We start from the raw sequence: 24,640 nt of genomic DNA on the forward strand, positions 1-24,640 counted from the left end.
AAGGGCCGTCCCTGTGCTACGCTGACGCTATGACACGTTTGGCACTTGTTATTTTGTTGTGCGCAGCCCCGGCCATGGCCGATGTGGTCGGTCCCGGGGGCAAGGTACAGGACTGCTATTGCACCGACAAATCCGGAACGCGCATCGAGTTGGGTGAGATGATCTGCCTACAAGTCGACGGCCGCATGTTCACCGCCCAGTGCCAAATGTCCCTGAACGTCCCCATGTGGCGCGAAGTGCAAGAGGGGTGTTTGTCGTCAAAACTGCAACCTGGTCAACCACCCATCAACCCGGTTTCGGTTTACCCCGAAATCTCGCCGACCGAATCTTAACCGACCGTAGACGCGTAGAGTGTCTCCAACCTGCTGAATCGTGGTGTAATCTGGGAAGCCAAATACTTTACTGCGCGTTATGTAAGTGACCATCCCCTCTCGCACGGATCCCGCCAGCACATAGGTTCGGGGAGTATCTGTCACGATTTCATGCAGACGCGCAAAACGGTCGGGGTCACTTTCGATCACCCGAAACACGCCGCTTGGCATATCGCGATCCGTGTCTCCGACAGGAGCGACGTGCCAACGATTGGGGTCTGATGGGGCTAAGCGAATGGCGGCCATGGCGATCAAGCAGGCAACCAATCCCCAAAACAACATTCTTTTCATCCCGATCCCATCGCTTTGCAAAACAATATTCGGATCGCTGGTCGTGGCAAGGCGCCACTGCCCCTATCGTGACGTCACGCCAGGTAGAATGCACAACATCTCGAACAGCAGGTTCGCCGCTGTCAGTGCGGTGTTGCCGGTAGCGTCATACGGAGGGGAAACCTCGACCAGATCACAGCCCACCACATTCATACCCGCCAGCGCGTGGATTAGCTGTAACGCCTGTGGCGTGGTCAGCCCGGCAATCTCGGGCGTGCCGGTGCCTGGGGCGATAGAGGGGTCCAGGCTGTCGATATCGTACGAGATGTAAACCGGATGCTCGCCGATCTCTTTGCGAATCTGGGCACCTGTCACGGTCAGATTTTGCTGCCACAGCTCCCAAGCAGGGAATTGGCGAAAGCCCCAGCCCTTGGCCTCGGTAAAATCCGACGCTGCGTAGCCCGAGCCGCGAATGCCGATCTGAAAGGTTTTATCAGGGACGATCAGCCTCTCTTCGTAGGCGCGGCGGAAAACCGTGCCATGCGTTTCTCTTTCACCAAACATCTCATCATTCACGTCTGCATGGGCATCGACATGGACCAGTGCCACCGGCCCGTGTTTGGCAGCGATTGACCGCAGGATCGGCAGGGTGATCGAGTGATCACCCCCCATTGCCACTGGCGTCACACTCTGTGCCAGGATGGCATCATAGCTTTCCTTGATGATTTTCAGACTGTCGGCCAACGAGAATGTATTGATCGCAAGATCGCCGATATCCGCGATTTGAAGGCTGTCGAACGGGGCCGCAAACGTGGCCATGTTATAGGGCCGGATCATCGCACTTTCGCTGCGGATCTGCTTGGGTCCGAACCGCGTCCCCGACCGCCACGAAGTGCCTATGTCCAAGGGAACCCCCAGCACCGCCACGTCCAACCCGCCAAGCGAATCCACCTGCGGCAGGCGCATAAACGTGTTCGGTCCCGAAAACCGCGCCAGATCATTGCCGCTGATGGGTTGGTTATATTCTGTCATGCCCGTCATTCTCCCGTCCGGCCTTTTGGTTAACCAGATATCGGAAAGATGGCTAACCAATGGTTAAGCCTGTTGAATTAATCCGAGACCAGCTTATTCCACCCCAGCAGACAAATGATCTGCGTCGCCACATGCGCGCCCGCAATCGCCGTGGCACCGGACGTATCAAAAGGCGGAGAGACCTCGACCACGTCCCCCCCTTTGATGTTGATGCCGGCAATGTCGCGCAGGATGATCTGCGTTTGTATCGAAGTCAGCCCACCCCAGACGGGCGTGCCGGTGCCGGGGGCGAAGGCCGGGTCCAGACCGTCGATGTCAAAGCTCAAGTAAACGGGGCTGTCGCCCAGAATACCCTTGATCTTTTGCGCCACGGCGGCAGGGCCAGATTCATACACCTCGCGCGCATCGATGATGTTGACGCCCAACGTGTCCTCATTCGTCGTGCGAATACCGACCTGAACCGAGCGTTTCGGGTCCACGATGCCGGATTTCACCGCCTTGTAGAACATCGTCCCGTGATCCACGCGGGACATGTCGTCATCCGCCCAGGTATCGGTATGCGCATCGAATTGCAGCAGAGACATCGGCCCGTATTTCTCGGCATAGGCTTTGAGGATCGGGAAGCTGATATAGTGATCACCGCCTAACGTGACCGAAGACACATCAGCGGCCAGAATGGTGCGGATGTGGTCGGTCAGTGTGTCGGGAAAGGCCGGAATATTGGCGTAGTCATAGGCCATATCTCCGTAATCCACGATTGCCAATTCGCTGAGCGCGTCGAAGGGCCATCCATAGGGCGCATCCGGCGATTGCAGCGCGCTGGCCTCGCGAATTGCGCGGGGGCCAAGACGGGTACCAGGGCGGTTGGTCACGGCCTGATCGAACGGCACGCCGGTCACGGCGATATCTACGCCCTTCAGCTCTTTGGTATAGAGCCGCCGCAGGAATGACGTCGCACCACCGAACGTATTTTCAAATGACAACCCTTTGAGGTCCGGATTGGTGAATGCCTCATCCACCTGATTTTTTGCGTCTTCCAGTGACATGTCTTCCCCCCATCAGCCCAAAGGCTGCGCCTTTTCAACGATCCGTGCAAAGAACGAGGCGCCAACCGGCGCAATCTCGTCATTGAAGTTGTATTTGGGGTGATGCAGTCCTGCGCCCTCACCCTGCCCCAGGAACAGATATGCGCCGGGCCGAGCCTGTAACATATAAGAAAAATCCTCGGCCCCCATCTCACGCCCTGCGTTGGCGGTTACCCGGTCAGCGCCCGAGATGCCGCGCGCGACATCGGCTGCGAAACCAGCCTTTTCGGCGTCGTTTATCGTGGCGGGATAGTTCTTTTCATAGTCCAGCCGCGCCGAGACCCCATACGAGGTCGCCTGTCCCTGCACGATCTGTTCCATCCGCTCTATCACCATCTTCTGAACAGCAGGGTCAAACGTCCGGACTGTACCGTTGATGAAGGCCGTATCAGGGATCACATTGTTCACCGTTCCCGTGTGGATTTGCGTGACCGAGACCACCAGATCATTCAGCGCATAGTGGTTGCGGCTGACAATAGTCTGGATCGCTTGCGCGATACCACAGGCCGCCATCACCGGGTCGCGTGTTTCATGCGGCATGGCGCCGTGGCCTCCGACGCCCTGAATATGAACCTCGAACGTGTCCACCGCCGCCATGATTGGCCCCGGCGTGGTGTAAAAGGACCCTTCGGCAAAACCGGGCGCGTTGTGCAGTGCATAGACCTGAGAGATATTGAACCGATCCATGATCCCCTCTTCGACCATGACACCGGCCCCGCCGCCCTCTTCTTCGGCGGGCTGAAAGATCAGCGCCACGCGACCGCGGAAATTCCGCGTCTCTGTCAGATAGCGTGCCGCACCCAAGAGCATCGTGGTGTGCCCGTCATGCCCGCAGGCGTGCATCTTGCCGGGGTTTTTGGACGCGTAAGATACGCCCGTCTCCTCAGGGATCGGCAAGGCGTCCATATCGGCGCGCAAGCCGATGGTCGGCCCCTCACCCTGCCCGTTGATGATTGCCACTATGCCCGTCTTGGCAATGCCCTCATGCAGTTCATCCACGCCGAACTCGCGCAGTCGGTCTGCTACGAAGGCCGATGTTTCATAGCATTCGAACTCCAGTTCGGGGATCGAATGCAGGTGCTGGCGCCATGCGGCCATATCGGCAGAGAAATCGGCAATTCGGTTGACGACGGGCATCTGGGGTGGACTCCTGATCCTGACTGCGGAATGGATGCATCTGACACCGGAACGAAAGGGTTCGCAATGGCCGAAAATCCTCTGATCCACGACAGCGATGCGGGTATCGAGCGTTTGCTGGAAATCATGCGCCGCCTGCGCGACCCGGAATCAGGCTGCCCGTGGGATATCGAACAGGATTTCGCCACCATAGCCCCTTACACGATCGAAGAGGCCTATGAGGTCGCCGATGCCATCGAACGCAACGCCTATGACGAGTTGAAGGGTGAGCTGGGCGACCTGCTGTTCCAGTCCGTCTTCCACGCGCAAATGGCTGAAGAGGCTGGGCATTTCACTTTTCAGGACGTGGTGCGCACCATGTCGGACAAGATGGTCGACCGTCACCCGCATGTGTTCGGCGACGAATCCCGCGACAAATCTGCGGAACAGCAAACGGTGGATTGGGAAACCATCAAGGCAGCCGAGCGTGAGGGCAAGGAACAAAAAGGCGCTTTGGACGGTGTGGCCGCGAACCTGCCTGCCCTGTTGCGCGCCCATAAGCTGCAAAAACGCGCCGCCCGCGTGGGATTCGACTGGCCCGATGCCAGCCATGTGCTTGCCAAAATCACCGAAGAGGCAGCTGAGCTGGAAGAGGCCCGCAACAGCATGGATGCCGATGCGCTAGAGGACGAGTTTGGAGATTTGCTGTTCGTGATGGTCAATCTGGGCCGTCACCTGGGCATCGAACCCGAAGCCGCCCTGCGCCGTACCAACGCCAAGTTCACGCGGCGGTTTGAACAGGTCGAGGCACGTCTTGCCGCGCGCGGGAAAACGCCGTCGCAAAGTGATTTGGCCGAAATGGATGCGCTGTGGGATGAGGTGAAGATCGAAGAGCACCGCGCCAATGGCAAACTCCCGCCTGTGGACGCCGCGACCGAGGCCTGAAACCGCTGGACAAGTGGGGTGACACTTGCGAGTGTCCGCGCTTCAAGACCCCGGAGGCAAATCATGGCACCGCGCAAGATCATTATCGACACTGACCCCGGTCAGGACGACGCTGTCGCAATCTTGCTGGCGTTGGCCAGCCCTGATGAGATCGACGTGCTGGGCATCACAGCTGTTGCCGGGAATGTGCCGCTGGAACTGACCGCCAAAAACGCGCGGATTGTTTGTGAACTGGCCGGGCATACGCATGTCCCCGTTTACGCTGGATGCGACCGTCCGTTGAACCGTGCTTTGGTCACCGCAGAGCATGTGCATGGGAAGACCGGGCTGGACGGCCCTGTCCTTCCCGATCCGGAGATGCCGCTGGCTGATGGGCACGCGGTCGACTTCATCATCGACACCCTGCGCGCGCAGGAACCGGGGACGGTGACGCTCTGCCCGCTGGGGCCCTTGACCAATATCGCCACGGCCTTTCAGAAAGCGCCCGATATCGTCGAGCGCGTGCAAGAAATCGTGCTGATGGGTGGCGCGTATTTTGAGGTGGGCAACATCACGCCTACCGCTGAATTCAACATTTACGTTGATCCGGAAGCCGCTGAAATTGTGTTTAAATCCGGCGTTCACATCGTAGTGATGCCGCTGGATGTCACCCATGACGCCTTAGTCACGAAACATCGCAACGATGCGTTCCGCGCGCTCGATTCAAAAGTCGGGCACGCGGTTGCCGATATGACGGATTTTTTCGAACGCTTCGACAAAGAAAAATATGGCTCAGAGGGCGCGCCGCTGCACGACCCCTGCGTGACCGCATATCTGATCCGGCCCGAACTGTTCTCGGGCCGTCACGTCAATGTGCAGATCGAAACGCAATCCGACCTGACCCTTGGCATGACCGTCGCTGATTGGTGGCGCGTGACTGAACATCCCCCCAATGCCATGTTCATGGGGGATATCGACGCCGATGGATTCTTTGATCTGCTAACAGAAAGGCTGGCCCGCCTATGAGCGCCGCGCTGAAACTTGCCCGTCCCGAAGATCTGGATCGCCTGATGTCGCTGGTCGCGGCCTTTCACGCCGAGGCCGGAATTGAACAGGACGCCGATCAACGTCGCGAGGCTCTGGCCCCGCTTCTTGAGGGCATCCCCCACGGGTGCGTCTATCTGATCGGACCCGGCCGCGCGCCGCTGGGCTATATCGTGCTGACCTTCGGCTGGTCGGTCGAATTTGGCGGTATGGACGGCTTTGTCGACGAGATCTACATCCGCCCCGCAGTTCGTGGTCGCGGGATCGCCACCGAAGTCCTGCTGGACTTGCCCAAAGCCCTTGCCGGGGCAGGATTGACCGCATTGCATCTTGAGGTCGACCGGACCAATGAAGCCACACAAAGACTGTATCTGCGCACTGGTTTCAAAGCGCGAGACCGCTATGTGTTGATGAGCAAGCCGCTTTAGCGCGCCTCAACGCCCATATCGAATCCAGGAATGTCCATATCCATCACCGGGTCAGTGGACGACGCCTGCATCCCCGATACCGGATAAGTCCCCGGCCCCGAGCAGGCCGCTAAAAATACAGTGCTGATCACTGAAACTACGAGAAGGAATTTCGAACCAGTCATGGTGTACCCCCTTTTCTGTAATCCAGTCACAATATGTCAGCTCAAATTGAGACAAATAGGAAAAAGTTCACACATAACGCGAATTATGCTGAGAAATATTTAGGGTTATGTTTTTTCCACGCGTTAACAACGAGAAAGCGGTGCAAAATAATTCGGCTAAAAGGTCTTTCTTATCCGTTCCGCTACAATTTCATCTCGAAAAACAGCAGATGACCCTCGGCGATTTCCGGAATCTCAGCGTATGCGTCCCGCGGAACGAACCCCATTGAGAGGTACAGTCGGGTCGCTGTCTGCAAGGGTTTGCCAGTGTCCATGCGGATCAGGTCAAACCCCTGCTGGCGACATTGTTGGATCAAAGACAGCATGATGGAACGACCTGCCCCCGTACCGCGGGCGCTGTCCTGAACGAATACGCGCTTGATCTCGGCCACGCCCGGCTCGATCGTGTGGAACATGCCACATCCAACGGGCTGATCACCGATCAGCGCAAGACGCGCGCCACCGTTCGGCGGGCTGTGTTCGGCCTCGATGGCCTCCATCACACGGGCATATTTATCCTGCGAATAGATGGTCTGAACAATACGTTGCGACTTTTCATCCAGCGTCAGGAGGAAATCGCGGTATTCCCAACACAAACGCCGGACCGCATCAAAGTGGTCCGGCGTTCTGGGTTCTATGATGCTAAGCAACTGCCGATCCTCGATAAGGTACGAGGATCAGAATAACACTCAGCGCTTAAGGATCGAAGCCCCGGCGTATTCGGCAACTTCGCCCAACGATTCCTCGATACGGATCAATTGGTTGTACTTGGCCAACCGGTCCGATCGCGCCAGCGAGCCGGTTTTGATCTGACCGCAATTGGTCGCCACGGCTAGATCGGCGATGGTTGCATCCTCGGTCTCGCCCGAACGGTGCGACATCACGTTGTTATAACCCGCGCGGTGCGCCATATCGACGGCGCGCAGGGTTTCGGTCAACGAGCCGATCTGGTTCACCTTGACCAGCATCGAATTGGCGCAGCCGCGGTCGATCCCTTCGGCCAGACGTTCGGGGTTGGTCACGAACAGGTCGTCGCCCACCAGTTGAACACGGTCACCGATGGCATCGGTCAGCGCCTTCCAGCCGTCCCAATCATCTTCGGACATGCCGTCTTCGATCGAGATGATCGGATAGTCTTTGACCAGCGCCGCCAGATACTCGGCGTTTTCTGCGGAGGTTAGCGAGATATTCTCACCCGACAGAACGTATTTGCCGTCGCGATAGTATTCAGTGGCAGCGCAGTCCAGCGCCAGGTGGATTTCTTCACCCGGTTTATAACCCGCCTTTTCAATGGACTGCAGGATGAAATCCAACGCTTCGCGGGTGGATGCGATGTTGGGGGCAAAACCGCCCTCATCGCCCACACCAGTGGCTAGACCAGCAGCCGATAGTTCGCGTTTGAGGGTGTGGAAAACTTCGGACCCCATGCGCACGGCTTCGCGGATATTTGCGGCCGAAGTTGGCATGATCATGAATTCTTGAATATCGATCGGGTTGTCCGCATGCTCACCCCCGTTGATGATGTTCATCATCGGCACTGGCAGAACACGAGCCGAGGTGCCACCCACATAGCGATACAGAGGCTGCGTGGTGAAATCCGCCGCTGCCTTAGCCGTGGCCAGCGAAACACCCAGAATGGCATTGGCGCCAAGCCGACCCTTGTTCTCGGTTCCGTCCAGTTCGATCATGGCGCCATCGATGGCAACCTGCTCGGTGGCGTCAAAGCCGACCAGCTCCTCGGCAATCTCACCGTTCACGGCAGCGACGGCCTCAAGCACGCCTTTGCCCAGATAGCGGGATTTGTCACCGTCACGCTTTTCCACTGCTTCATAAGCGCCGGTCGACGCGCCCGAGGGCACAGCGGCGCGGCCCATGGTGCCGTCTTCCAGAATCACGTCGACCTCAACGGTCGGGTTGCCCCGGCTGTCTAGAATTTCGCGTGCGTGGATGTCGATAATGGTGCTCATGAGGCCCGTTCCTGTGGCTGCAATCAGTTGCACGCCTCATACCATCACCGGGCAAAAAGTAAACCAGTCATGTTATCGCTAACATGTATATTCCCGACCCTTTAGGGCTAACAATTACCTGTTTGCGCCAACGTGCGACGATCCGTCAGGCTGCAACCGCCAGTTCACGGGCCAAACGGCGTTCGCGAATAAAGGTGTACATGCCCGACCCCATGATCAACGTGGCCCCGGCCAGCGTCATCAGGTCCGGGCGTTCACCGAACATCAGCATCCCCGCGGCGATCGAGAAGATCAGCCGGGTATAGCGGAAGGGCGTCAGGGCCGAAGCCTCACCAATCCGCATGGCGATGACGATGCCGTAATAACCCAGAAAACCAAAGCCAACGGCACCCAGATAGGGACCGATCTGCCAAGTATTTAAAGGCACAATGGGTTGTGCGGAAAACACCATCAACGCCACGCCAGCAAATGCCACGGCGACATAGGCCTGCAGGGCGACCACGGACGAGGCCACGCGCACATCCAGCTTACGGGTGATCAGGTCGCGCGCGGCGATGGCAAGCACACTGGCCACGACAAACAACGACTCGGGTTGAAACCCGGCCAGCCCGGGGCGGATAATCATCAGCACGCCGATGAAGCCGATGCCAATCGCGCTCCACCGTCGCCAGCCGACATGCTCGCCCAGAAACAGCGCGGCCCCCATGGTGACGGCCAGCGGCATCGCCTGAAACACAGCAGCCACGGTGGACAGATCGACCAGAGACAGCGCGGTCACAAAACTCAGCGCCCCAACCGCTTCGGTCCCGGCGCGCATCAGAGGCAGAGGCTGCCACGCCACCGGATCAAGGATACGTTTGCGCGTAGCCAATGACATCACGACAAAGGCCAGGCTGCAGATCACACCCAACACAACCATGATCTGACCGGTCGGCACTGTCACCGACAGATGCTTGATGAACATATCTTCAAGCGCAAAAGCCGCCATCGCGCCGACGACCAGCAAAATGCCGTGTACGTTGTTCATGATCTTGTCCGTTGAATCCTGCGGCCCCAATGCCGCTTTTCTCAGCAAAATCGCAAGAAAGCCGTTCAGGCAAGCACTATCCGCCCGGAAAGCATGAATTCCCGTGCGCCTGTCGTTCGCGTTTTGTGATGAGTCAGTCCTGTTCCAGCGGCACGCCGTACAGTTCCAGCCGGTGGCCTTTCAGCTTATACCCCAGCTTGGCCGCGATCTTTTCCTGCAACACTTCGATCTCGGGGTCGACGAATTCGATCACCTTGCCGGATTGCATGTCGATCAAATGGTCATGATGATCACGCTCAGCATCCTCATACCGCGCGCGCCCATCACCGAATTCCAGCCGGTCAAGAATTCCTGCTTCTTCGAACAGTTTGACAGTGCGATAGACCGTGGCAATCGAGATGCCCGAATCCACTTTCGAGGCACGGGCATACAGTTCCTCAACATCCGGGTGATCCTCACTTTGTTGCAGCACCTGCGCGATTGTGCGGCGCTGGCCGGTCATGCGCAGACCTTTTGATTCACAGCGGGCGATGATCGTATCGGACATAAGTGACCCTCAGAGTAGTTCGGGATTCTGTCTTAGTACGTCTGCGCGGATCGCGCCACAGGGGAATTGCGTCCTAGGCCACCCGTCTCAAGTCCGCCCAGATCGGCAGATGATCGGACGCTATATGCGCAGGCCGTGCGTCGTGCACGCCGTGGACGACCGCCTCAAGCCCTGCGCCCAGCGCGATGCGGTCAAGGGCCCCCAGGGGCTGTGCGGCCGGAAAGCTTGGAACCGGTGCCAAAAAGCGCATATCCGGGGCCAAATGGTCCAACACAGGCTGGCGCGACCATTCGTTGAAGTCCCCGGCCCAGACGGTGGGCATGTTGTCCAGATCATCGTCAAAGCGGCGGATGTGCGTGATCTGCTGGCGCCGGGATGCGGGCAACAGGCCCAGATGCATCCCCATCACGCGCAGCGGCCCGATTTGGGTGTCGAATTCCACACGCACGGCTCCCCGCGGCTCCAGCCCTGGCAGGTCGTGGTGCCCGGTCTGCCGAACCTGAATCGAATTTCCGCGCCAGATCACAGCGTTTCCATGCCAGCCCAGACTGCCGGCCCCACCCAGATCGACGATCTGCCAGCCGGCCTCATCCAACATGAAATGTGGTAAGGCGGCAGGTCGGGGCGGCAAGCGTTTGTCTGCCTCTTGCAACACCACGATATCAGCCTGCATGCTGTCGATGACCTGCATGATACGCTGGGGCTGCCGCCGAAAATCCAGACCCACACATTTCTGAATGTTATAGCTGGCGATACGCAGGGTTGATGGTTTGGTCATTGGCATCCTGTGTCTGACATCAAAGGTTCCTCGGCCACCCGGCCCCTATTTAAACTGTGTAATCATAAGGTTGGCGGGCTCACCCCCTTCTGCGGATGAGCTATGGCCTGTTCCCTTGACATCTTCGGCCCAAAACAAGTCACCCGTTTTGAAATCACGTATTTCGCCCGACCCCGCCTGAACACGAAACGTACCGGACAGAACCGTCGCAAGTTGGGGTTTCGGGGAACGGTGTTGAACCCCTTTCCACCCAGCAGGCAATGACAAGAAGGCAATACGCGCGGCATCGACCTCTTTTGAGACCAGAAACGGTGCGGCCGGGGGGGCAAAGGTCTTGAGTTCGAAATTAATCTCACGATTTTCAAAATAAGACACACCGTCCGCGTCTTCCAACAAAATGGCGTAGCGCATTTTATGCTCCCTAAAACAAAACTGATTTTATCTGCAGTTCCCCCGGTTGCGTCCATTATGCAGCATTATGTGCCGATGGTAAGTCGCTTGGCATTATGTTCAGAAGAACGCCCACTAGACTGCTTAAAAACTCGACATTCAAGTTTTGATATTCGCTATGTCCCACAGAACGTCGCGTGGACCACTTCGCTTTCGGTCGGCGGGTGTGTCAGGTCGGTTGCGTCGGGTTGATCCTCATAGGCGCGGGCAAGCACCGCATTTAACCGATGGAACGGGGCAAAATCGCCTTGGACAGCAGCCTGTATCATCTGCTCGACCCGGTGGTTGCGCGGGATAAAGGCCGGGTTGGCGGCGTTCATCATCGTCTGCGGGTCATTTTCACGGGCCAACCGCGTCTGCCAGCCGTCGGCCCATTCATCATAAGCTTCGGGGTTCACGAACTGATCGCGGGCCTTGTCACTGCCCAGCGCACGGAACGTATTGGTGAAATCGGCACTGTTATGCGCCATCCGGGTCAGCAGATCGGTGATCAACGCCTCGTCGCCCTTATCCTCGGTCGTCAAACCGATCTTGGCGCGGAAGCGGGCCAGCCATTCCTGTTGGATCAGTCCCGGCATTACATGCACGATCTCAGTGGCCTCTTGAACAGCGGCTTCGGGGTCCTCGACCTGCTGAATCAAAGAGGTCGCCAATTGCGCCAGGTTCCACACGGCGATGTTCGGTTGATTGGAAAAGGCATATCGTCCCATCCGGTCGATTGAACTGAAGACCGTATTCGGGTGATAGATGTCCATGAAGGCGCAAGGTCCATAGTCGATGGTCTCGCCAGCGATCGAGAAATTGTCGGTGTTCATCACCCCATGGATAAACCCGACGCTCATCCATTGCGCAATCAGCCGCGCCTGCGCGTCCCGGACCGCGCGCAGCAGGCCCATTGGACCTTCGGCCTGCGGATAATGTCGGGCGATGGCGTATTCGGTCAGCAGCTTCAAGCTGTCGACCTGCCGTCGTGCGGCAAACACCTGAAACGTCCCCACGCGCAGATGGCTTTGCGCCACGCGGGTCAGCACCGCGCCCGGCATCGGGCCTTCGCGCAAGACGATCTCTCCTGTCTCAACCGCAGCCAGCGCACGGGTGGTCGGGATGCCCAGCGCGTGCATCGCTTCAGACACCACATATTCGCGCAGCACCGGCCCTAGCCACGCGCGGCCATCGCCCTGGCGGCTGAACGGGGTTTGTCCCGAGCCCTTCAACTGAATATCCCGCCGTACGCCGTCTGTTCCGATCGTCTCACCCAGCAATACCGCACGCCCATCGCCGAGCTGCGGGTTGTAGGTGCCGAACTGATGGCCGGAATAAAGCTGAGCAATCGGCTCGGCCCCTTCAGGCAGGGCATTCCCGGCGAAAACCTCGGCCATTTCCTGCACATCGCCCGGAGTAACCCTCAGAACGCGGGCCAGATCTTCATTAAACGCAATCAAACGCGGAGCGCGCACCGGCACCGGTGCCTGCCGGGCGAAAAACATGTTGGGAAGGCGGGCGTAGCTGTTGTCAAACGGGATATTCAGGGTCATGCGGCAAACATATGGTGAATACACGTAAATACCATAGCGGATCGCACGCCTGCGTGCATAATCACCACAACCAAGCAAGAGGCCCTAATGACCGCGCAAGAGATCATCGACCACCTTCAGTTGCAGCGCCACCCCGAGGGCGGTTGGTTCCGCGAAACTTGGCGGGCCGATAACGAAGGCCGCGCCACAGGCACCTGTATCTATTTCCTGCTGCAAGCAGGTGAGCACAGCCACTGGCACCGAGTCGATGCGACCGAGATCTGGCTGTATCATGCCGGCGCGCCACTGTCCCTGTCCCTCAGCGCCACCGATGACGGCCCTGCCACCGATCACCTGCTGACCCCCGACCTGAACAAAGGCGCGCCACAATTGGTCGTACCCAAGAACCACTGGCAATCAGCGCAATCGACCGGGGACTACACACTGGTCAGTTGCACTGTCTCCCCCGGATTCGAATTCGACGGCTTTGTGCTGGCCGCGCCGGGGTTCGACATCGCGCGCGGGTAGGTCATGGATCACCGCGCACTCATAGCGTCGATCCCGCCCGAGGCGAAAGAAAGGCTTCAGCTCCGACTTGACGCCGCTGGGCTGAAGCATTTGGCGGCGTATGGCATAGTACTGGCGGGCACCTCTGCCTGTATCGCATTGCGCGTGCCGCTTTGGCCTCTGTTTATCCTTCCCCAAGGCATCCTTCTGGTTTTCCTGTTTACGCTCAGTCACGAGTGTACGCACAAGACACCGTTTCGCAGTGGCTGGTTGAACGATGTCATCGGGCATCTGGTTTCGATCCCTATCGCTCTGCCCTTTACGTGGTTTCGGTATTTCCATCTGGCCCATCACAAATGGACCAACCACCCGGAAAAAGACCCGGAGCTGGGTGGCAAACCACGACCCGGGAATTGGCGGGACCTGCTGATTTACCTAAGCGGCTGGCCGTATTGGAGCGGGATGGCAAAGGTTCTGATGCAAAACGCTTTTGGCCGGATCGACGCGCCCTACCTGCCTGCCCGCCAACACCACGCCATGCGTATTGAGGCGCGGCTATTGCTGGTTCTCTACGTCCTTGTCGGTCTCAGCCTGCTCTATTCTTCAGTATTGTTCTGGCTATGGATTCTACCGGTGCTGTTCGCGCAACCCTTCTTGCGCCTCTATCTATTAGCCGAACATGGCCTCTGCCCCTCAGTCGCCAATATGCTCGAGAACTCTCGCACCACTTTCACCAACCGCATCGTCCGGTTTCTGGCCTGGAATATGCCCTACCACGCCGAGCACCATGCGTTTCCCAATGTGCCTTTCCACAAATTGCCCGCGCTGCACGATTGGACCCGGGCACATTTGAAATCGACTTCTGAGGGGTATTCCGATTTTTCGCTGGATTACATGAAATCCCTGAATTGAAAATCCGTCTTCCAGTGACCCTGTGACCTCCGACAAAAAAGCTGGTCAAAGTCACCCCCTATCCAACCGTTCAATTGGATGGGGTCAGGACAGGAGGCGTATCGAAACGGTTGCGCCAGGCCACAAGGCACAATATCGGATCGTCCTGCGTTTCCATTGCATGCGGCTGATTGCTTTCGTGATACACAGTGCCGCCTTCGCCGAGGTTTTCACTCGGACAGCCCTCGCGCTTGAACACGCCAGTTCCTGAAATCACCATGTACATTTCTTCTGCTGGATGATGATGCCACGGATAGTAAAGCTGAGGCGGCATGTGAACAATCCAAAGCCAGAGTTTGTTCGATAAGAACGGCCCTCCTGCTCCGACGATGGAATAACATCCAAAATTATTCAGGAAACAATCGCCGATATCTGTGTATTTGTAGGTTTCTCGCCAAACCGCGTAAGGTGCTGCGTTTACGATCGCATCCTGCAGGCGAGCATAGGTTTGTGATACCAGCCCCGCCTCCTGCCGCAACACGTCGCCACACGGGAGATGATATGGCTCAATCTCCTGCCTTTGAATGTCATCTGGAAACGGTGTGAACGACGTCATCTGGGGATGGCTGACATATGCATCCCGAGCTTGTTGCAGTAGATTCTGGTAGACGCCTTCCTTGCTCATAAAGAGCGAGGATAACCAGTTTTCAGACTTGGGTTTGTCTGCATGCGACATCGAATGCAAATTTTGCTGCCGAGCGACACGAAAGCCTAACATCTGAGGTTCTAGCCAAATTCCCTTCAGCCAGCGGCACCCATCGAAACCGTACTGACAACTCCTCCCCCGACAAGAGCTTTAACCCCAGTTGTTCCAGGGCATGATGTCGGCAACCCACGTGCCACGCGTACTGCGAGATAGGCGAAGGCCTGTGCCTCGAGCATGTCTCCGTCCAACCCTACCGCTTCGACCGGCTCGACCGGGCAGTCCAGTGCGACGCGCAGCATCTCCATCAGCACCGGGTTATGCCGCCCGCCGCCAGTGACCAGAAGACGCGCAGGCGGTTTGGGGCAATGTTCCATCCCCTGCAGCACGCCCGCCGCGCACATGCCGGTCAGTGTGGCCACCGCGTCGGCGTCGTTTAGCTCCTGAACCAACCGGATCATCTCGGCAAAGTCGTTCCGGTCAAGAGATTTAGGGGGCATTCGGGTAAAGTAAGGCTCGGCCAGAAACAGTTCGAGCGCACCCATCTCGACCGTGCCGCCGCGCGCAACCGCACCATCGCGGTCCATCGGCAGACCCAGACGCGCCTGCATCAGGTCATCAACGGGTGCATTGGCGGGACCGGTGTCAAAGGCCAGCAGAGCTCCGGGTGCTTCCGGGCCGTCAAAGCCGGGGTCGACATAAGTCAGGTTTCCCACCCCGCCGAGGTTCAAAAAACACAGCGGCTGGGTCGCCCCGATCCATTTGGCGCAGGCAAAGTGAAAGAACGGGGCCAAAGGCGCGCCCTCGCCCCCCATTGCCACGTCGTCACTGCGGAAATCCCAGACGACCGGCACGCCTAAGGCCTGCGCCAACCCCTTGCCGTCGCCCACTTGTAACGTACCCCGCCCATGTGGTTCGTGCGCCAGAGTCTGTCCGTGAAAGCCGATCAGGTCGATCTCTTCAAATTCCGAGAGCGCCTCGGCGTGCGCAATGGTGACCAGCTCAGCCGCCTTGTCCACGTCCGGGCCGTGCCATTGACCCAGCGCCGCGCGCAGATCGCTGCGCTCGGCCTCGGTATAGGCGCGATAGCCGCTTGGGCCAAAGCCGATGATGTGATGCCCGTCGGTTTCCACCACCGCAGCATCCACACCGTCCAGCGACGTGCCAGACATTGCACCCAGGGCTTTGATCGGCCCGCCTTTCCTGATGGCCCGGTTCACGCTCACCTCATTTATCTTGTTTTATGGCGCTCAACCTGCCTGTTCATCGCCCCACTAGGCAAGTCACATCACGCGGTCCACGTGCTTTTTTGCTACAACCTGCGCGCCTGCAACCACAACACGAGCGACGGGATGGTTGCACCGGCGCGCGGCCTGAGTAAGCATTGCGACCAGCTGCACCCCAAACGGACGACCATGACGGACACACAGACACCCAACCAGCCCGCGCAGGGACGCAATTACCAGCTTATCTTTTGGTCAGGGTCGCTGGCCACAATTGGCGGGCAGCTGGTGAACCCCAATCTGGTGCTGCCCTTCCTGTATCTGGCCTTGGGGGCGCCTACGTTTTTCGCGGGCCTGTTGCTGCCCTTCGTGACCGGATCGCGCCTGATTGCCGAGATTTTCATGTCTCCGTTCATCAACCGGGTGACCCGCGCGAAACTGGCGGTTTACGTACCCAACATCCTGACGGCCGCCATTCTGTCGGTGGTGGCATTGTTCGCAACAAACCTTCCCAATCTTTTGATTGTGTTACTATTTCTGACAACCGCGGTTGTAATGGGACTGTGCCAAGGGATCACCAGTTTGGGCACCAGCCAAATCTATGGCATCTCGGTGCCCGAGGCGAAACGAAATCGGATGGTGTTTGCACAGGCCACAATCTCAGGCATTCTGGCTATTCTTGTGGTCTGGGTGACGCGCGATCTGCTGGCCTCGGATGAACCAATGCAGCGCCACATCGTCGTCCTGTGGTGCGGCGTCGTCGCCATGTTCGCCGCCGGCGTCAGCTTTGCCGGTGTCCGGCTGCTGGAACAAGAGCAAGCCCGTGCCCCCGCACCCAAAAGCAAACCCAAACCGCTGGCTGAGTTGGTGACCGGCTTCAAAACCGGAATGGCTTATTCGTGGTATCGCAAGTTTCTAACGGCGCGTCTGATCTTTGTCTCGGTTGAGCTGGCCATGCCGTTTTACACGATCCACGCTGCGACCTTTCACGTGGGCACCAAACACTCACTCAGCTATTTCGTGATGGCCGCCAGTCTTGGTATGGTGCTGGGCTCGATCCTGTGGGGTTGGCTCAGCGGTCGGATCTCGGTCAAGCCGGTGATGTGGCTGGGGTGCTTGATCTCGGCAGTTTCAGCCATACTGGCGCTGGCATTCACATTCCTTGGCTATGCGCAGAACGTCTGGGTTTATGCGCTGGTCATCCTGCTGCTGTCACTGGGCGGGAATGGCGTCATTTATGGCCGCTATCTCTATATCATTGAAAAGACATCGGAACAGGAGCGTCCCTACCTGGTCGCCCTTGGCGATGTTAGTGCCGGACTGATCGGTATGGTCTTTGCTGCGATCCTGGGCGCGGTGGCACATCTGCACGATCCAATCACCCCGATCTTTGCACTGGCCGCGCTGAACCTGATCGCAATGCTCTATGCGTTGCGCCTGCCTCCGGTCAAAAGCTGACACTGCCCACGTTTTTCTTGGAAATGGTGGCTTTTCCTTGCCCAAAGCGACGCCTATACAGTGCCCCGCAACATCAACCCAAAAGGCACGATATGACCTACCACCCCAAATCGGATTTCATCGCCACGATGATCGAGCGCGGCTTTCTCGCCGACTGCACCGATTATCAGGGCCTTGACGAAGCGCTGATCAGTGGGTGCAAGCCGGCCTATATCGGCTTTGATGCGACGGCCAAGTCGTTGCATGTGGGCAGCCTGATCCAGATCATGATGCTGCGCTGGTTCCAGAAAACCGGGCATCAGCCGATCACCCTGATGGGCGGCGGCACCACCAAGGTGGGCGATCCGTCGTTCCGCGCGGATGAACGTCCCCTGTTGGGGCCCGAACAGATCGACGAAAACATCGCGGGCATCAAAAAGGTGTTCTCGGCCTATATCGACTATGACAGTGACGCCGAAAACAAAGCTCTGATGCTGAACAATGCCGAGTGGCTGGACGACCTGAACTACCTCGATTTCCTGCGGGACATCGGGCGGCACTTCTCGGTCAACCGCATGCTTTCGTTTGAGTCCGTGAAATCGCGGCTGGATCGAGAACAATCGCTCAGCTTCCTCGAATTCAACTACATGATCCTGCAGGCTTATGATTTCCTTGAACTGAACCGCCGCTATGGCTGCGTTCTGCAGATGGGCGGCTCGGATCAATGGGGCAATATCGTCAATGGGATCGACCTGACCCGCCGCGTGCTGGATCATGAGATCTTTGGCCTGACCTCGCCCCTGTTGACCACCAGCGACGGCAAGAAGATGGGCAAATCTCAGGACGGAGCGGTATGGCTGAACGCCGAGATGCGCTCGCCCTACGAATTCTGGCAGTTCTGGCGCAACACCACCGATGCGGATGTCGGGCGGTTCCTGAAGCTCTACACCGAAATGCCGGTGGATGAGTGCGAGCGCCTGGGCGCGCTGCAAGGGTCCGAGATCAACGAAGCCAAAATCCGCTTGGCGAACGAAATCACCACCCTGCTGCACGGGGCCGAGGCCGCTGCCAAGGCCGAAGCAACCGCGCGTGAAGTGTTCGAAAAGGGCGGCGTGGGTGGCGATCTTCCGACCCTGACTCTCAGCGCGGATGAGCTGGGCGACGGCATGTCCATTGTGCAGGTCATCGTGAAATCGGGTCTGGCCAAATCGGGCAAAGAGGCCAAGCGCCTGATTGCCGAGAATGGCGCCAAGTTGGATGACGCGCCGCTGACCGATGCAGGGCTGATGATTGACGCGGGCGCGCTGTCCTCGCCCATCAAACTGAGTGCTGGTAAAAAGCGGCACGCGCTTGTGCAATTGGGCTGATCACAGCCCCGCCCATTACAAATAACGGCCACCCCGTTGGGTGGCCGTTTTCCTTTTCAAAGGTGTAGGTTCACATCGGCGCGGTTAACGCTTGCCGCCCTTGCCGCCGCCTTTACCGTCGCCGTGGCCACCCTTACCACCGCCATGGCCTCCTTTGCCGCCGCCTTTACCGTCGCCGTGGCCGCCTTTGCCACCGCCATGGCCTCCTTTACCGTCGCCGTGGCCGCCTTTGCCTCCGCCATTGCTGCCCCCATTGCCGTGACCACCGCCGCCATTGCCATTGCCGTTATTGCCGCCACCGTTTCCGGTGCCGGGGCCAGAGCCGCCGTTATTGCCACCGCCGTTGCCGGAATTCCCGTTGTTTCCGTTACCATTACCGGGGCCGCCGTTGTTGCCACCGTTGCCGCCGCCGTTGTTGCCGCCGTTGCCACCACCGTTGTTGCCGCCATTGCCGCCGCCGTTGTTGCCGCCATTGCCGCCGCCGTTGTTGCCGCCACCGCCGTTGCCTGGGTCACCGCCGCCGTCACCGGGATCACCACCACCGTCGCCGGGATCACCGCCACCATCACCGGGATCACCGCCACCATCGCCGGGGTCGCCGCCACCGTCACCGGGGCCACCGCCGCCGTTGCCGGGGTTACCACCTCCGCCTCCGCCGCCAGACCCGGAACCGCCTCCGTTTTCTGAATCAAGACCGGCAAACTGATCATTTCCCCGCGCCTCGCCTGGATTTCCCGATGCACCAATCGAACCCGTTGGTTGGTCGGTCAACAACGAAGCCAATCCTGGGCATTGCTCCGTTGTGTTGCGCAATGTGGTCGCGAAATCCGACCGTTGTTGCAGGCGTTCCAGAAAGCTGGGTGTCACCTGCTGACAATCACACAGCGCCTGATAATCGCCCCGATTTGCAGCATCCCGTGCGGTCTTCCAGTTGCACACCTCTGGCGCAGCTGCGGCGCTGCTTACCGCCATCACAGTCAGAAAAGGTGCTGTTACCAGCACAGGAATTCCGACTTTCAAACTCTTACGCATAACACTTGTCTCCTTGTTCGGCGCCCCCTCGACGCGTCAAATTGATAGGTACCGATGTGAGACTTGCGCATTAAGCGCAGTTAAAGTTCCTCTGAGAATCGCTTGAGAAACGGCATAAAACTTTGAAAAATCTCGTCCGAATTGTGGACATCACCTAAATCCTCAGATTAACTGAACATACGTTCATATCCTGAGAGGAGACCGCCGCCATGCAATTGTCCACCACATCCGCGATCATCACTGGCGGTGCTTCGGGGCTGGGCGAAGCAACCGCACGCCACTTTGCCGAGTGCGGCGCGCAGGTCACAATTTTGGACCGCGACGCCGTCCGTGGCACTCAGGTCGCGGAGGAGATCGGAGGACATTTTGCTGAAACGGACGTGACGAACGAGGAATCCGTGGCCGCAGCGGTCAAACAGGCGATGTACAATATGGGCCAGATCACGGCCGCCGTGAACTGCGCCGGAATCGCTTATGGTATAAAGACGGTGGGCAAAGACGGCCCCCACCCACTGGACGCCTTTCAACGCACCATCGACATCAATCTGGTGGGCACATTCAACGTCTCGCGCCTGGCTGCGGCTGAAATGGCAAAGAATGACCCCGAGCCCGACGGCGCACGCGGTGTGATCATCAATACCGCATCGATCGCGGCCTTTGACGGGCAAAAAGGACAAGCGGCCTATGCGGCCTCAAAAGGTGGAGTGGTCGGGATGACCCTGCCGATGGCCCGCGATCTGGCCTCGACCGGGATACGGGTTTTGGCCATCGCGCCCGGCATCTTCATGACCCCGATGCTGGCCGGCCTGCCCGAAGAGGTACAGCAGCAACTGGCCGCTGACGTCCCCAACCCGGCCCGTCTGGGTGATCCACGCGAATACGGACGACTGGCCGGGTTTATCGTCGAGATGGGATACCTGAACGGAGAGGTCATCCGCATCGACGGTGCGCTGCGAATGCGCTAGGTCAGTTTCATGACCGAACGCGAAAAGATGCAGGCCGGAGAGTGGTATTGCTGTCTGGATCCGGAATTGGATGCCCTGCGCGCACAGGCCCGGCGCGCGGTTCACGCGCATAACACCTGTCCACCGGATACCCGCGGTGCGATAGCACCGGAATTGCTGGCGTTGTTCGGCAACGTCGGGTCGGATTGCTTTCTCGAGGCTCCTTTTCACTGCGCCTATGGGGTGAACATCCATCTAGGCCAGCGCGTTTACTTCAACGCGGGCTGCGTGGTTCTGGACACTGCTGCGGTGCGGGTAGGAGACGGCACGATGTTTGGACCGCACGTTCAGATTTATTGCGCTCAACACGCCAAAGACCCGGTTGAGCGTGCGCAGGGTCTTGAAATTGGTCTTCCGGTGACGATTGGGCGGAATGTCTGGGTGGGCGGTGGAGCCATCTTGATGCCCGGCATCACCATCGGCGACAATGCCACCATCGGTGCGGGCAGCGTCGTGACCAAAGACGTCGCGGCCGAAGAAACGGTCGTTGGAAACCCTGCCCGAGCGCTGAAACAGTCCTAAGCGCCTTCGGCCTTTTCTTCGAGCATCAGCCACTCATCCTCGGCTGCGGCCAGTTTTTCCTGCCGCTCGACCAACGCCTCGGTCGCCTTCTGGAATTTAACCGGCTCGCGAGTGAACAATTCGGGATCGGACATGAGGTCTTCCAGTTTGCCGATCTCGGCCTCAAGCCGGGCGATTTCGGCGGGTAGTTTCTCAAGCCGGTGTTTTTCCGAGAAAGACAGGCCCGATTTCGCCTGACTTTCCGGCTTGACCTTTGGCTTTGAGGGTTTTGATTTTTCTACCTTCTTTTCCGCAACGTCCCCTCGCTGTGCAATATAGTCCGACCACCCACCCGCATAGACGATTGCGCGGCCATTGCCCTCCATCGCGATGGTCGTAGTGGCGACGCGATCCAGGAAATCCCGGTCGTGACTGACCAGCAGAACGGTGCCGTCATAATCGTCCAGCAGTTCCTGCAACAGATCCAGCGTTTCGACATCCAGATCGTTGGTCGGTTCGTCCAGCACCAGCAGGTTCGAGGATTTCGCCATCAGCTTGGCCAGCAGCAATCGCGCTTTTTCACCCCCTGACAGGGATTTAACCGCCGCTCTGGCCTGCCGTTCGTCAAACAGGAATTCCTTGAGGTAGCCGACCACATGCTTGGGTTGGCCACCGACCATCACCTGATCGGCCTTGCCGGAAACCCGCATCTCGGGGTCGCCGGTCAGACTATCCCAAAGGCTCATTTCCGGGTCCAGTTGCGCGCGGGTCTGATCGAACACCGCAACCTCAAGATTGGTACCCAGGGTCACCGACCCCTCATCCGGTTGTTCTTGTCCAAGCAGCATTTTCAGCAGGGTCGTCTTGCCTACACCATTCGGTCCGACAAAAGCCACCCGATCACCGCGTTGCACCAATAAGTCGAAATTCCGCACGATCCGTTGCGCATCAAAGGACTTGGCCAAGCCTTTGGCCTCGATCACTTTTCGTCCGGATTTCGGCCCTGCCTCAAGCGCCATAGCGGCCGAGCCCTGGCGTTTGATTTGCGCCGCCTTTTCGGCCCGCAACGCCTGCAGGGCGCGCACGCGGCCTTGATTGCGCTTGCGTCGTGCGCTGATGCCCTCGACAGCCCATTTCGCCTCGGATTTAATCAGGCGGTTCAGCTTGTGACGTTGCTGATCTTCCTCATCCCAAACTTTGTCACGCCAGGTTTCGAAAGCGTCGAACCCCTGTTCCTGTCGCCGCACCATTCCGCGGTCAATCCACAGCGTGGCTCGGGTTAATGCCCGCAAAAACGCGCGGTCGTGCGAGATCAGAACAAACGCAGCCCGCGTCGCACCCAGCTCACGCTCGAGCCAGGCGATGGCTTCAATATCCAGGTGGTTGGTCGGCTCGTCCAGCAGCATCAGGTCGGGTGCCTCGGCCATCAGCTTGGCCAAAGCCGCGCGCCGCCGCTCGCCGCCCGAGGCCGTTTCGACCGGGCGCGACGGGTCGAATTTCAGCCCCTCTCCGGCGCGTTCAACCTTGTACAGCTCACCTGGCTCTAACCCACTTGAGGCATAGTCGCCCAGCGTCGCGAACCCTTCCATGGTTGGGTCCTGCTCCATGTAACCTACAGATTTTCCAGGCGGAATCACAATGTCGCCTTGGTCGGGCTCGACCAGACCGGCCATTACTTTCATCAAAGTTGATTTGCCGGACCCATTGCGCCCCACCAACGCGACACGGTCGCCCGGCTGCACCACCAGGTCCAGCCCCGAAAACACCGGATCACCCCCAAAGGTCAGGGAAATGCCGGACATCTGCAACAAAGGAATTCTCGCCATGCCCGCCAGCTAAACCGGCAAGGCCAAGGGGTCAACGGGGATTACCGAACCACCTCCCGCAACAATCGTTTCCTTGCCGGGGGAATCGCACCAATCTCAAGCCCGGTGAACACATGCAGCGTATTCATATGCCGATCGACGACCGCATGGTCACTGACCCAGCCGCCCATCATCAGATAAGTACGCAGCAAAGGTGGCATCCGCAGCATAGCCTTTTTCACATCCGGCCTACGACGCAGACGTGCGGCAAATCGGAATACATCCGGTGCCTTGACCCGTGGCAACCAGCGTTTTGGGGCGAGATGCCTGTGCTTTAGAATCGCGAACGCATCCAGATACTCCTCGGTTTCGGTCCCGGCGAAGGACGAACAGCCAAACAGCATCTCGACATTATTCTGATCTACATAGGCCGTCATTGCCCCCCAGGCGACACGCAGAATGTCTGGGTCGGTCCAGTCCGGATGAACGCAAAACCGCCCCATCTCAACCATCCGACCGCCAAACCCCGCAAGCGCCGAAAGATCATAGAACTGCGCCGAATAGCTGCGGCCGATTTCAGTGCCATCAGCCATGGTCAGCATGCGGAAACAACAGACCACCTGCCCGCCTGCGCGCGCATCTTCGACCAGAATATGGGCACAGACCGAATCGAAATCGTCCTGATCGATTTTTTCTGTCCCAAAGGCCAACATCCGAAGCTGCTGTGCCGCCGCCAGGTCCTGCCGCGACTGCGCCAGCCGGGCGCGATACCGCCCCTTACCAAGCAATAGTGCCATGGTCGCATCCTCCGCGGTTGCTGACCTGTTTCCTCTTGCCATGCCCCTATCACACAATGTGTGACTGCCGCATGACCATCGCAAGATGTGGCTATAAGTTACTGTGACGTGCCGGGAATATTGGCCGGGTTGAAGTTGCCGATGTTACCCAACAGCTGACGGATAAAGCCCTGCCCCTGAATCGTGGACTCGGTAATCCGGCGATCCAACGTGACGACAATACCGTCTTCAAGCCCGAACCGCTCGATGTTCCGAACCACGCCCCGGTCATCAAAGCTGATCGCCACCAACTCACGCGAGACCACTTCGGGCTTTTTCGGGCCGTAATGACGAATGCGTGACCGGACGTAATAGAACCCGGAATCGCGGATCACGCCGGACGAACTGGGGGCACCGACCGCCTCGATCACACTGTCGCGGGTGTCCACACCCACTTTGACCTCGGCCAGATCCTCGGGCGTTGGGACATATCCGTGATTCTTGAAGACCGGCGAACATGCACCAGCCGCTGCCAGACAGGCCGCAAAGACAAGCGTTTTCGACGCCGGTTTCAACCTGTTCACAACCTTCAACATTCACACCCTCTTGCCTTGGCCCGTTACGGACCCTATCCGCTT

General features: G+C 58.6%; 28 protein-coding genes. 10 read left to right on the forward strand and 18 right to left on the reverse strand.

The genetic code is table 11. The features are described 5' to 3' along the window. The first annotated feature begins 29 nt into the window (after window positions 1–29). On the forward strand, window positions 30–332 hold the full coding sequence (locus tag ACR0DL_RS06210) for a hypothetical protein (protein WP_480688115.1): 303 nt from the start codon (window positions 30–32) through the stop codon (window positions 330–332). On the opposite strand, the gene ACR0DL_RS06215 is transcribed toward ACR0DL_RS06210, so the two are convergent. The 4 genes from ACR0DL_RS06215 to ACR0DL_RS06230 all read right to left on the reverse strand — a co-directional run bounded on the left by ACR0DL_RS06215 (window position 258) and on the right by ACR0DL_RS06230 (window position 3,895). Beyond that, complete coding sequence (locus ACR0DL_RS06215) at window positions 258–662, reverse strand: DUF1499 domain-containing protein (protein ID WP_480688117.1); 405 nt, start codon at window positions 660–662, stop codon at window positions 258–260. The genes ACR0DL_RS06210 and ACR0DL_RS06215 overlap by 75 nt on opposite strands. A 63-nt stretch (window positions 663–725) precedes the next feature. Next, on the reverse strand, window positions 726–1,673 hold the full coding sequence (speB, locus tag ACR0DL_RS06220) for an agmatinase (RefSeq protein WP_480688119.1): 948 nt from the start codon (window positions 1,671–1,673) through the stop codon (window positions 726–728). Between the two features lie 77 nt (window positions 1,674–1,750). Next, window positions 1,751–2,719 (reverse strand): agmatinase, encoded by a 969-nt coding sequence (gene speB / locus ACR0DL_RS06225; protein WP_480688121.1) that lies wholly within the window; start codon window positions 2,717–2,719, stop codon window positions 1,751–1,753. A gap of 12 nt (window positions 2,720–2,731) precedes the next feature. Further along, window positions 2,732–3,895: a M20 aminoacylase family protein gene (locus tag ACR0DL_RS06230; RefSeq protein WP_480688123.1), complete on the reverse strand. Its 1,164-nt coding sequence runs from the start codon at window positions 3,893–3,895 to the stop codon at window positions 2,732–2,734. A 66-nt stretch (window positions 3,896–3,961) separates the two neighbouring features. Here ACR0DL_RS06230 and mazG point away from each other — a divergent pair, with 66 nt between their 5' ends. From mazG to ACR0DL_RS06245, 3 genes are all read left to right on the forward strand, one after another. Next, the gene (gene mazG / locus ACR0DL_RS06235) at window positions 3,962–4,819 is read left to right on the forward strand and encodes a nucleoside triphosphate pyrophosphohydrolase (RefSeq protein ID WP_480638998.1); all 858 of its coding nucleotides are present in this window, start codon (window positions 3,962–3,964) and stop codon (window positions 4,817–4,819) included. Between the two features lie 63 nt (window positions 4,820–4,882). Further along, the gene (locus ACR0DL_RS06240) at window positions 4,883–5,824 is read left to right on the forward strand and encodes a nucleoside hydrolase (RefSeq protein ID WP_480688125.1); all 942 of its coding nucleotides are present in this window, start codon (window positions 4,883–4,885) and stop codon (window positions 5,822–5,824) included. Further along, window positions 5,821–6,270 (forward strand): GNAT family N-acetyltransferase, encoded by a 450-nt coding sequence (locus ACR0DL_RS06245; protein ID WP_170375669.1) that lies wholly within the window; start codon window positions 5,821–5,823, stop codon window positions 6,268–6,270. The genes ACR0DL_RS06240 and ACR0DL_RS06245 overlap by 4 nt, the downstream gene beginning before the upstream one ends. Here the strand turns inward: ACR0DL_RS06245 and ACR0DL_RS06250 are convergent. The 8 genes from ACR0DL_RS06250 to ACR0DL_RS06285 all read right to left on the reverse strand — a co-directional run bounded on the left by ACR0DL_RS06250 (window position 6,267) and on the right by ACR0DL_RS06285 (window position 12,777). Continuing rightward, the gene (locus ACR0DL_RS06250) at window positions 6,267–6,434 is read right to left on the reverse strand and encodes a hypothetical protein (RefSeq protein WP_165590747.1); all 168 of its coding nucleotides are present in this window, start codon (window positions 6,432–6,434) and stop codon (window positions 6,267–6,269) included. The two genes, ACR0DL_RS06245 and ACR0DL_RS06250, sit on opposite strands and share 4 nt — an antisense overlap. Window positions 6,435–6,616: 182 nt before the next feature. Beyond that, entirely contained in the window at window positions 6,617–7,123 is a 507-nt protein-coding gene (locus ACR0DL_RS06255; protein WP_480688127.1) for a GNAT family N-acetyltransferase, read from the reverse strand. A 39-nt stretch (window positions 7,124–7,162) separates the two neighbouring features. Continuing rightward, complete coding sequence (gene eno / locus ACR0DL_RS06260) at window positions 7,163–8,440, reverse strand: phosphopyruvate hydratase (protein WP_480688129.1); 1,278 nt, start codon at window positions 8,438–8,440, stop codon at window positions 7,163–7,165. A 145-nt stretch (window positions 8,441–8,585) separates the two neighbouring features. Further along, window positions 8,586–9,467 (reverse strand): DMT family transporter, encoded by an 882-nt coding sequence (locus ACR0DL_RS06265; RefSeq protein ID WP_480688131.1) that lies wholly within the window; start codon window positions 9,465–9,467, stop codon window positions 8,586–8,588. A gap of 133 nt (window positions 9,468–9,600) precedes the next feature. Next, window positions 9,601–10,014 carry a Fur family transcriptional regulator gene (locus ACR0DL_RS06270; protein WP_170396076.1) on the reverse strand — a complete coding sequence of 138 codons (414 nt, stop codon included), beginning with the start codon at window positions 10,012–10,014 and terminating at the stop codon, window positions 9,601–9,603. Window positions 10,015–10,087: 73 nt separating this feature from the next. Then, window positions 10,088–10,798, reverse strand: a complete 711-nt coding sequence (locus ACR0DL_RS06275; protein WP_170375677.1) for an endonuclease/exonuclease/phosphatase family protein — start codon at window positions 10,796–10,798, stop codon at window positions 10,088–10,090. Between the two features lie 39 nt (window positions 10,799–10,837). Beyond that, on the reverse strand, window positions 10,838–11,203 hold the full coding sequence (locus ACR0DL_RS06280; protein ID WP_480688133.1) for a cupin domain-containing protein: 366 nt from the start codon (window positions 11,201–11,203) through the stop codon (window positions 10,838–10,840). Between the two features lie 155 nt (window positions 11,204–11,358). Next, window positions 11,359–12,777 carry a protein adenylyltransferase SelO gene (locus ACR0DL_RS06285; protein WP_480688135.1) on the reverse strand — a complete coding sequence of 473 codons (1,419 nt, stop codon included), beginning with the start codon at window positions 12,775–12,777 and terminating at the stop codon, window positions 11,359–11,361. Window positions 12,778–12,864: 87 nt separating this feature from the next. Between ACR0DL_RS06285 and ACR0DL_RS06290 the strand changes: the two genes are divergently transcribed. Together ACR0DL_RS06290 and ACR0DL_RS06295 are read left to right on the forward strand one after the other, a co-directional pair. Beyond that, window positions 12,865–13,284 carry a cupin domain-containing protein gene (locus tag ACR0DL_RS06290; protein ID WP_480688137.1) on the forward strand — a complete coding sequence of 140 codons (420 nt, stop codon included), beginning with the start codon at window positions 12,865–12,867 and terminating at the stop codon, window positions 13,282–13,284. 3 nt (window positions 13,285–13,287) lie between these two features. Next, complete coding sequence (locus ACR0DL_RS06295; protein ID WP_480688139.1) at window positions 13,288–14,175, forward strand: fatty acid desaturase; 888 nt, start codon at window positions 13,288–13,290, stop codon at window positions 14,173–14,175. Window positions 14,176–14,245: 70 nt separating this feature from the next. Here ACR0DL_RS06295 and ACR0DL_RS06300 read toward each other — a convergent pair whose 3' ends face one another. Both ACR0DL_RS06300 and ACR0DL_RS06305 read right to left on the reverse strand, forming a co-directional pair. Further along, window positions 14,246–14,890 (reverse strand): dimethylsulfonioproprionate lyase family protein, encoded by a 645-nt coding sequence (locus ACR0DL_RS06300; protein ID WP_480688141.1) that lies wholly within the window; start codon window positions 14,888–14,890, stop codon window positions 14,246–14,248. A gap of 65 nt (window positions 14,891–14,955) precedes the next feature. Further along, on the reverse strand, window positions 14,956–16,029 hold the full coding sequence (locus ACR0DL_RS06305) for an anhydro-N-acetylmuramic acid kinase (protein WP_254428473.1): 1,074 nt from the start codon (window positions 16,027–16,029) through the stop codon (window positions 14,956–14,958). Window positions 16,030–16,272: 243 nt separating this feature from the next. Here ACR0DL_RS06305 and ACR0DL_RS06310 point away from each other — a divergent pair, with 243 nt between their 5' ends. Next, complete coding sequence (locus ACR0DL_RS06310; RefSeq protein ID WP_170348967.1) at window positions 16,273–17,538, forward strand: MFS transporter; 1,266 nt, start codon at window positions 16,273–16,275, stop codon at window positions 17,536–17,538. A 92-nt stretch (window positions 17,539–17,630) separates the two neighbouring features. Beyond that, window positions 17,631–18,884, forward strand: a complete 1,254-nt coding sequence (gene tyrS, locus ACR0DL_RS06315; RefSeq protein WP_170505613.1) for a tyrosine--tRNA ligase — start codon at window positions 17,631–17,633, stop codon at window positions 18,882–18,884. Between the two features lie 84 nt (window positions 18,885–18,968). On the opposite strand, the gene ACR0DL_RS06320 is transcribed toward tyrS, so the two are convergent. Continuing rightward, entirely contained in the window at window positions 18,969–19,916 is a 948-nt protein-coding gene (locus ACR0DL_RS06320; protein WP_480688143.1) for a hypothetical protein, read from the reverse strand. Between the two features lie 209 nt (window positions 19,917–20,125). On the opposite strand from ACR0DL_RS06320, the gene ACR0DL_RS06325 reads away from it, so the two are divergent. Next, window positions 20,126–20,881 (forward strand): SDR family NAD(P)-dependent oxidoreductase, encoded by a 756-nt coding sequence (locus ACR0DL_RS06325; RefSeq protein ID WP_480688145.1) that lies wholly within the window; start codon window positions 20,126–20,128, stop codon window positions 20,879–20,881. A gap of 9 nt (window positions 20,882–20,890) precedes the next feature. Then, entirely contained in the window at window positions 20,891–21,442 is a 552-nt protein-coding gene (locus ACR0DL_RS06330; RefSeq protein WP_170410158.1) for a sugar O-acetyltransferase, read from the forward strand. Here the strand turns inward: ACR0DL_RS06330 and ACR0DL_RS06335 are convergent. From ACR0DL_RS06335 to ACR0DL_RS06345, 3 genes are all read right to left on the reverse strand, one after another. Then, window positions 21,439–23,247, reverse strand: a complete 1,809-nt coding sequence (locus ACR0DL_RS06335; protein ID WP_480688147.1) for an ABC-F family ATP-binding cassette domain-containing protein — start codon at window positions 23,245–23,247, stop codon at window positions 21,439–21,441. The genes ACR0DL_RS06330 and ACR0DL_RS06335 overlap by 4 nt on opposite strands. A gap of 41 nt (window positions 23,248–23,288) precedes the next feature. Continuing rightward, window positions 23,289–24,023 carry a GNAT family N-acetyltransferase gene (locus ACR0DL_RS06340; RefSeq protein WP_480688149.1) on the reverse strand — a complete coding sequence of 245 codons (735 nt, stop codon included), beginning with the start codon at window positions 24,021–24,023 and terminating at the stop codon, window positions 23,289–23,291. A gap of 98 nt (window positions 24,024–24,121) precedes the next feature. After that, the gene (locus tag ACR0DL_RS06345) at window positions 24,122–24,598 is read right to left on the reverse strand and encodes an outer membrane protein assembly factor BamE (protein WP_170348973.1); all 477 of its coding nucleotides are present in this window, start codon (window positions 24,596–24,598) and stop codon (window positions 24,122–24,124) included. Window positions 24,599–24,640 lie beyond the last annotated feature (42 nt).

It is taken from the genome of Ruegeria sp. BB5, from assembly GCF_056539405.1.

Coding starts and splice junctions, on each gene's coding strand:
- ACR0DL_RS06245 (WP_170375669.1), top strand. CDS start 5,821: ATGAGCGCCGCGCTGAAACTTGCCCGTCCCGAAGATCTGGATCGCCTG.
- ACR0DL_RS06290 (WP_480688137.1), top strand. CDS start 12,865: ATGACCGCGCAAGAGATCATCGACCACCTTCAGTTGCAGCGCCACCCC.
- ACR0DL_RS06280 (WP_480688133.1), bottom strand. CDS start 11,203: ATGCGCTACGCCATTTTGTTGGAAGACGCGGACGGTGTGTCTTATTTT.
- ACR0DL_RS06345 (WP_170348973.1), bottom strand. CDS start 24,598: ATGTTGAAGGTTGTGAACAGGTTGAAACCGGCGTCGAAAACGCTTGTC.
- ACR0DL_RS06325 (WP_480688145.1), top strand. CDS start 20,126: ATGCAATTGTCCACCACATCCGCGATCATCACTGGCGGTGCTTCGGGG.
- ACR0DL_RS06210 (WP_480688115.1), top strand. CDS start 30: ATGACACGTTTGGCACTTGTTATTTTGTTGTGCGCAGCCCCGGCCATG.
- ACR0DL_RS06270 (WP_170396076.1), bottom strand. CDS start 10,014: ATGTCCGATACGATCATCGCCCGCTGTGAATCAAAAGGTCTGCGCATG.
- ACR0DL_RS06295 (WP_480688139.1), top strand. CDS start 13,288: ATGGATCACCGCGCACTCATAGCGTCGATCCCGCCCGAGGCGAAAGAA.
- ACR0DL_RS06340 (WP_480688149.1), bottom strand. CDS start 24,023: ATGGCACTATTGCTTGGTAAGGGGCGGTATCGCGCCCGGCTGGCGCAG.
- ACR0DL_RS06265 (WP_480688131.1), bottom strand. CDS start 9,467: ATGAACAACGTACACGGCATTTTGCTGGTCGTCGGCGCGATGGCGGCT.
- ACR0DL_RS06320 (WP_480688143.1), bottom strand. CDS start 19,916: ATGCGTAAGAGTTTGAAAGTCGGAATTCCTGTGCTGGTAACAGCACCT.
- ACR0DL_RS06310 (WP_170348967.1), top strand. CDS start 16,273: ATGACGGACACACAGACACCCAACCAGCCCGCGCAGGGACGCAATTAC.
- eno (WP_480688129.1), bottom strand. CDS start 8,440: ATGAGCACCATTATCGACATCCACGCACGCGAAATTCTAGACAGCCGG.
- ACR0DL_RS06275 (WP_170375677.1), bottom strand. CDS start 10,798: ATGCCAATGACCAAACCATCAACCCTGCGTATCGCCAGCTATAACATT.
- ACR0DL_RS06250 (WP_165590747.1), bottom strand. CDS start 6,434: ATGACTGGTTCGAAATTCCTTCTCGTAGTTTCAGTGATCAGCACTGTA.
- ACR0DL_RS06335 (WP_480688147.1), bottom strand. CDS start 23,247: ATGGCGAGAATTCCTTTGTTGCAGATGTCCGGCATTTCCCTGACCTTT.
- speB (WP_480688121.1), bottom strand. CDS start 2,719: ATGTCACTGGAAGACGCAAAAAATCAGGTGGATGAGGCATTCACCAAT.
- tyrS (WP_170505613.1), top strand. CDS start 17,631: ATGACCTACCACCCCAAATCGGATTTCATCGCCACGATGATCGAGCGC.
- ACR0DL_RS06330 (WP_170410158.1), top strand. CDS start 20,891: ATGACCGAACGCGAAAAGATGCAGGCCGGAGAGTGGTATTGCTGTCTG.
- ACR0DL_RS06240 (WP_480688125.1), top strand. CDS start 4,883: ATGGCACCGCGCAAGATCATTATCGACACTGACCCCGGTCAGGACGAC.
- speB (WP_480688119.1), bottom strand. CDS start 1,673: ATGACAGAATATAACCAACCCATCAGCGGCAATGATCTGGCGCGGTTT.
- ACR0DL_RS06305 (WP_254428473.1), bottom strand. CDS start 16,029: ATGTCTGGCACGTCGCTGGACGGTGTGGATGCTGCGGTGGTGGAAACC.
- ACR0DL_RS06215 (WP_480688117.1), bottom strand. CDS start 662: ATGAAAAGAATGTTGTTTTGGGGATTGGTTGCCTGCTTGATCGCCATG.
- ACR0DL_RS06300 (WP_480688141.1), bottom strand. CDS start 14,890: ATGTCGCATGCAGACAAACCCAAGTCTGAAAACTGGTTATCCTCGCTC.
- ACR0DL_RS06230 (WP_480688123.1), bottom strand. CDS start 3,895: ATGCCCGTCGTCAACCGAATTGCCGATTTCTCTGCCGATATGGCCGCA.
- mazG (WP_480638998.1), top strand. CDS start 3,962: ATGGCCGAAAATCCTCTGATCCACGACAGCGATGCGGGTATCGAGCGT.
- ACR0DL_RS06285 (WP_480688135.1), bottom strand. CDS start 12,777: ATGACCCTGAATATCCCGTTTGACAACAGCTACGCCCGCCTTCCCAAC.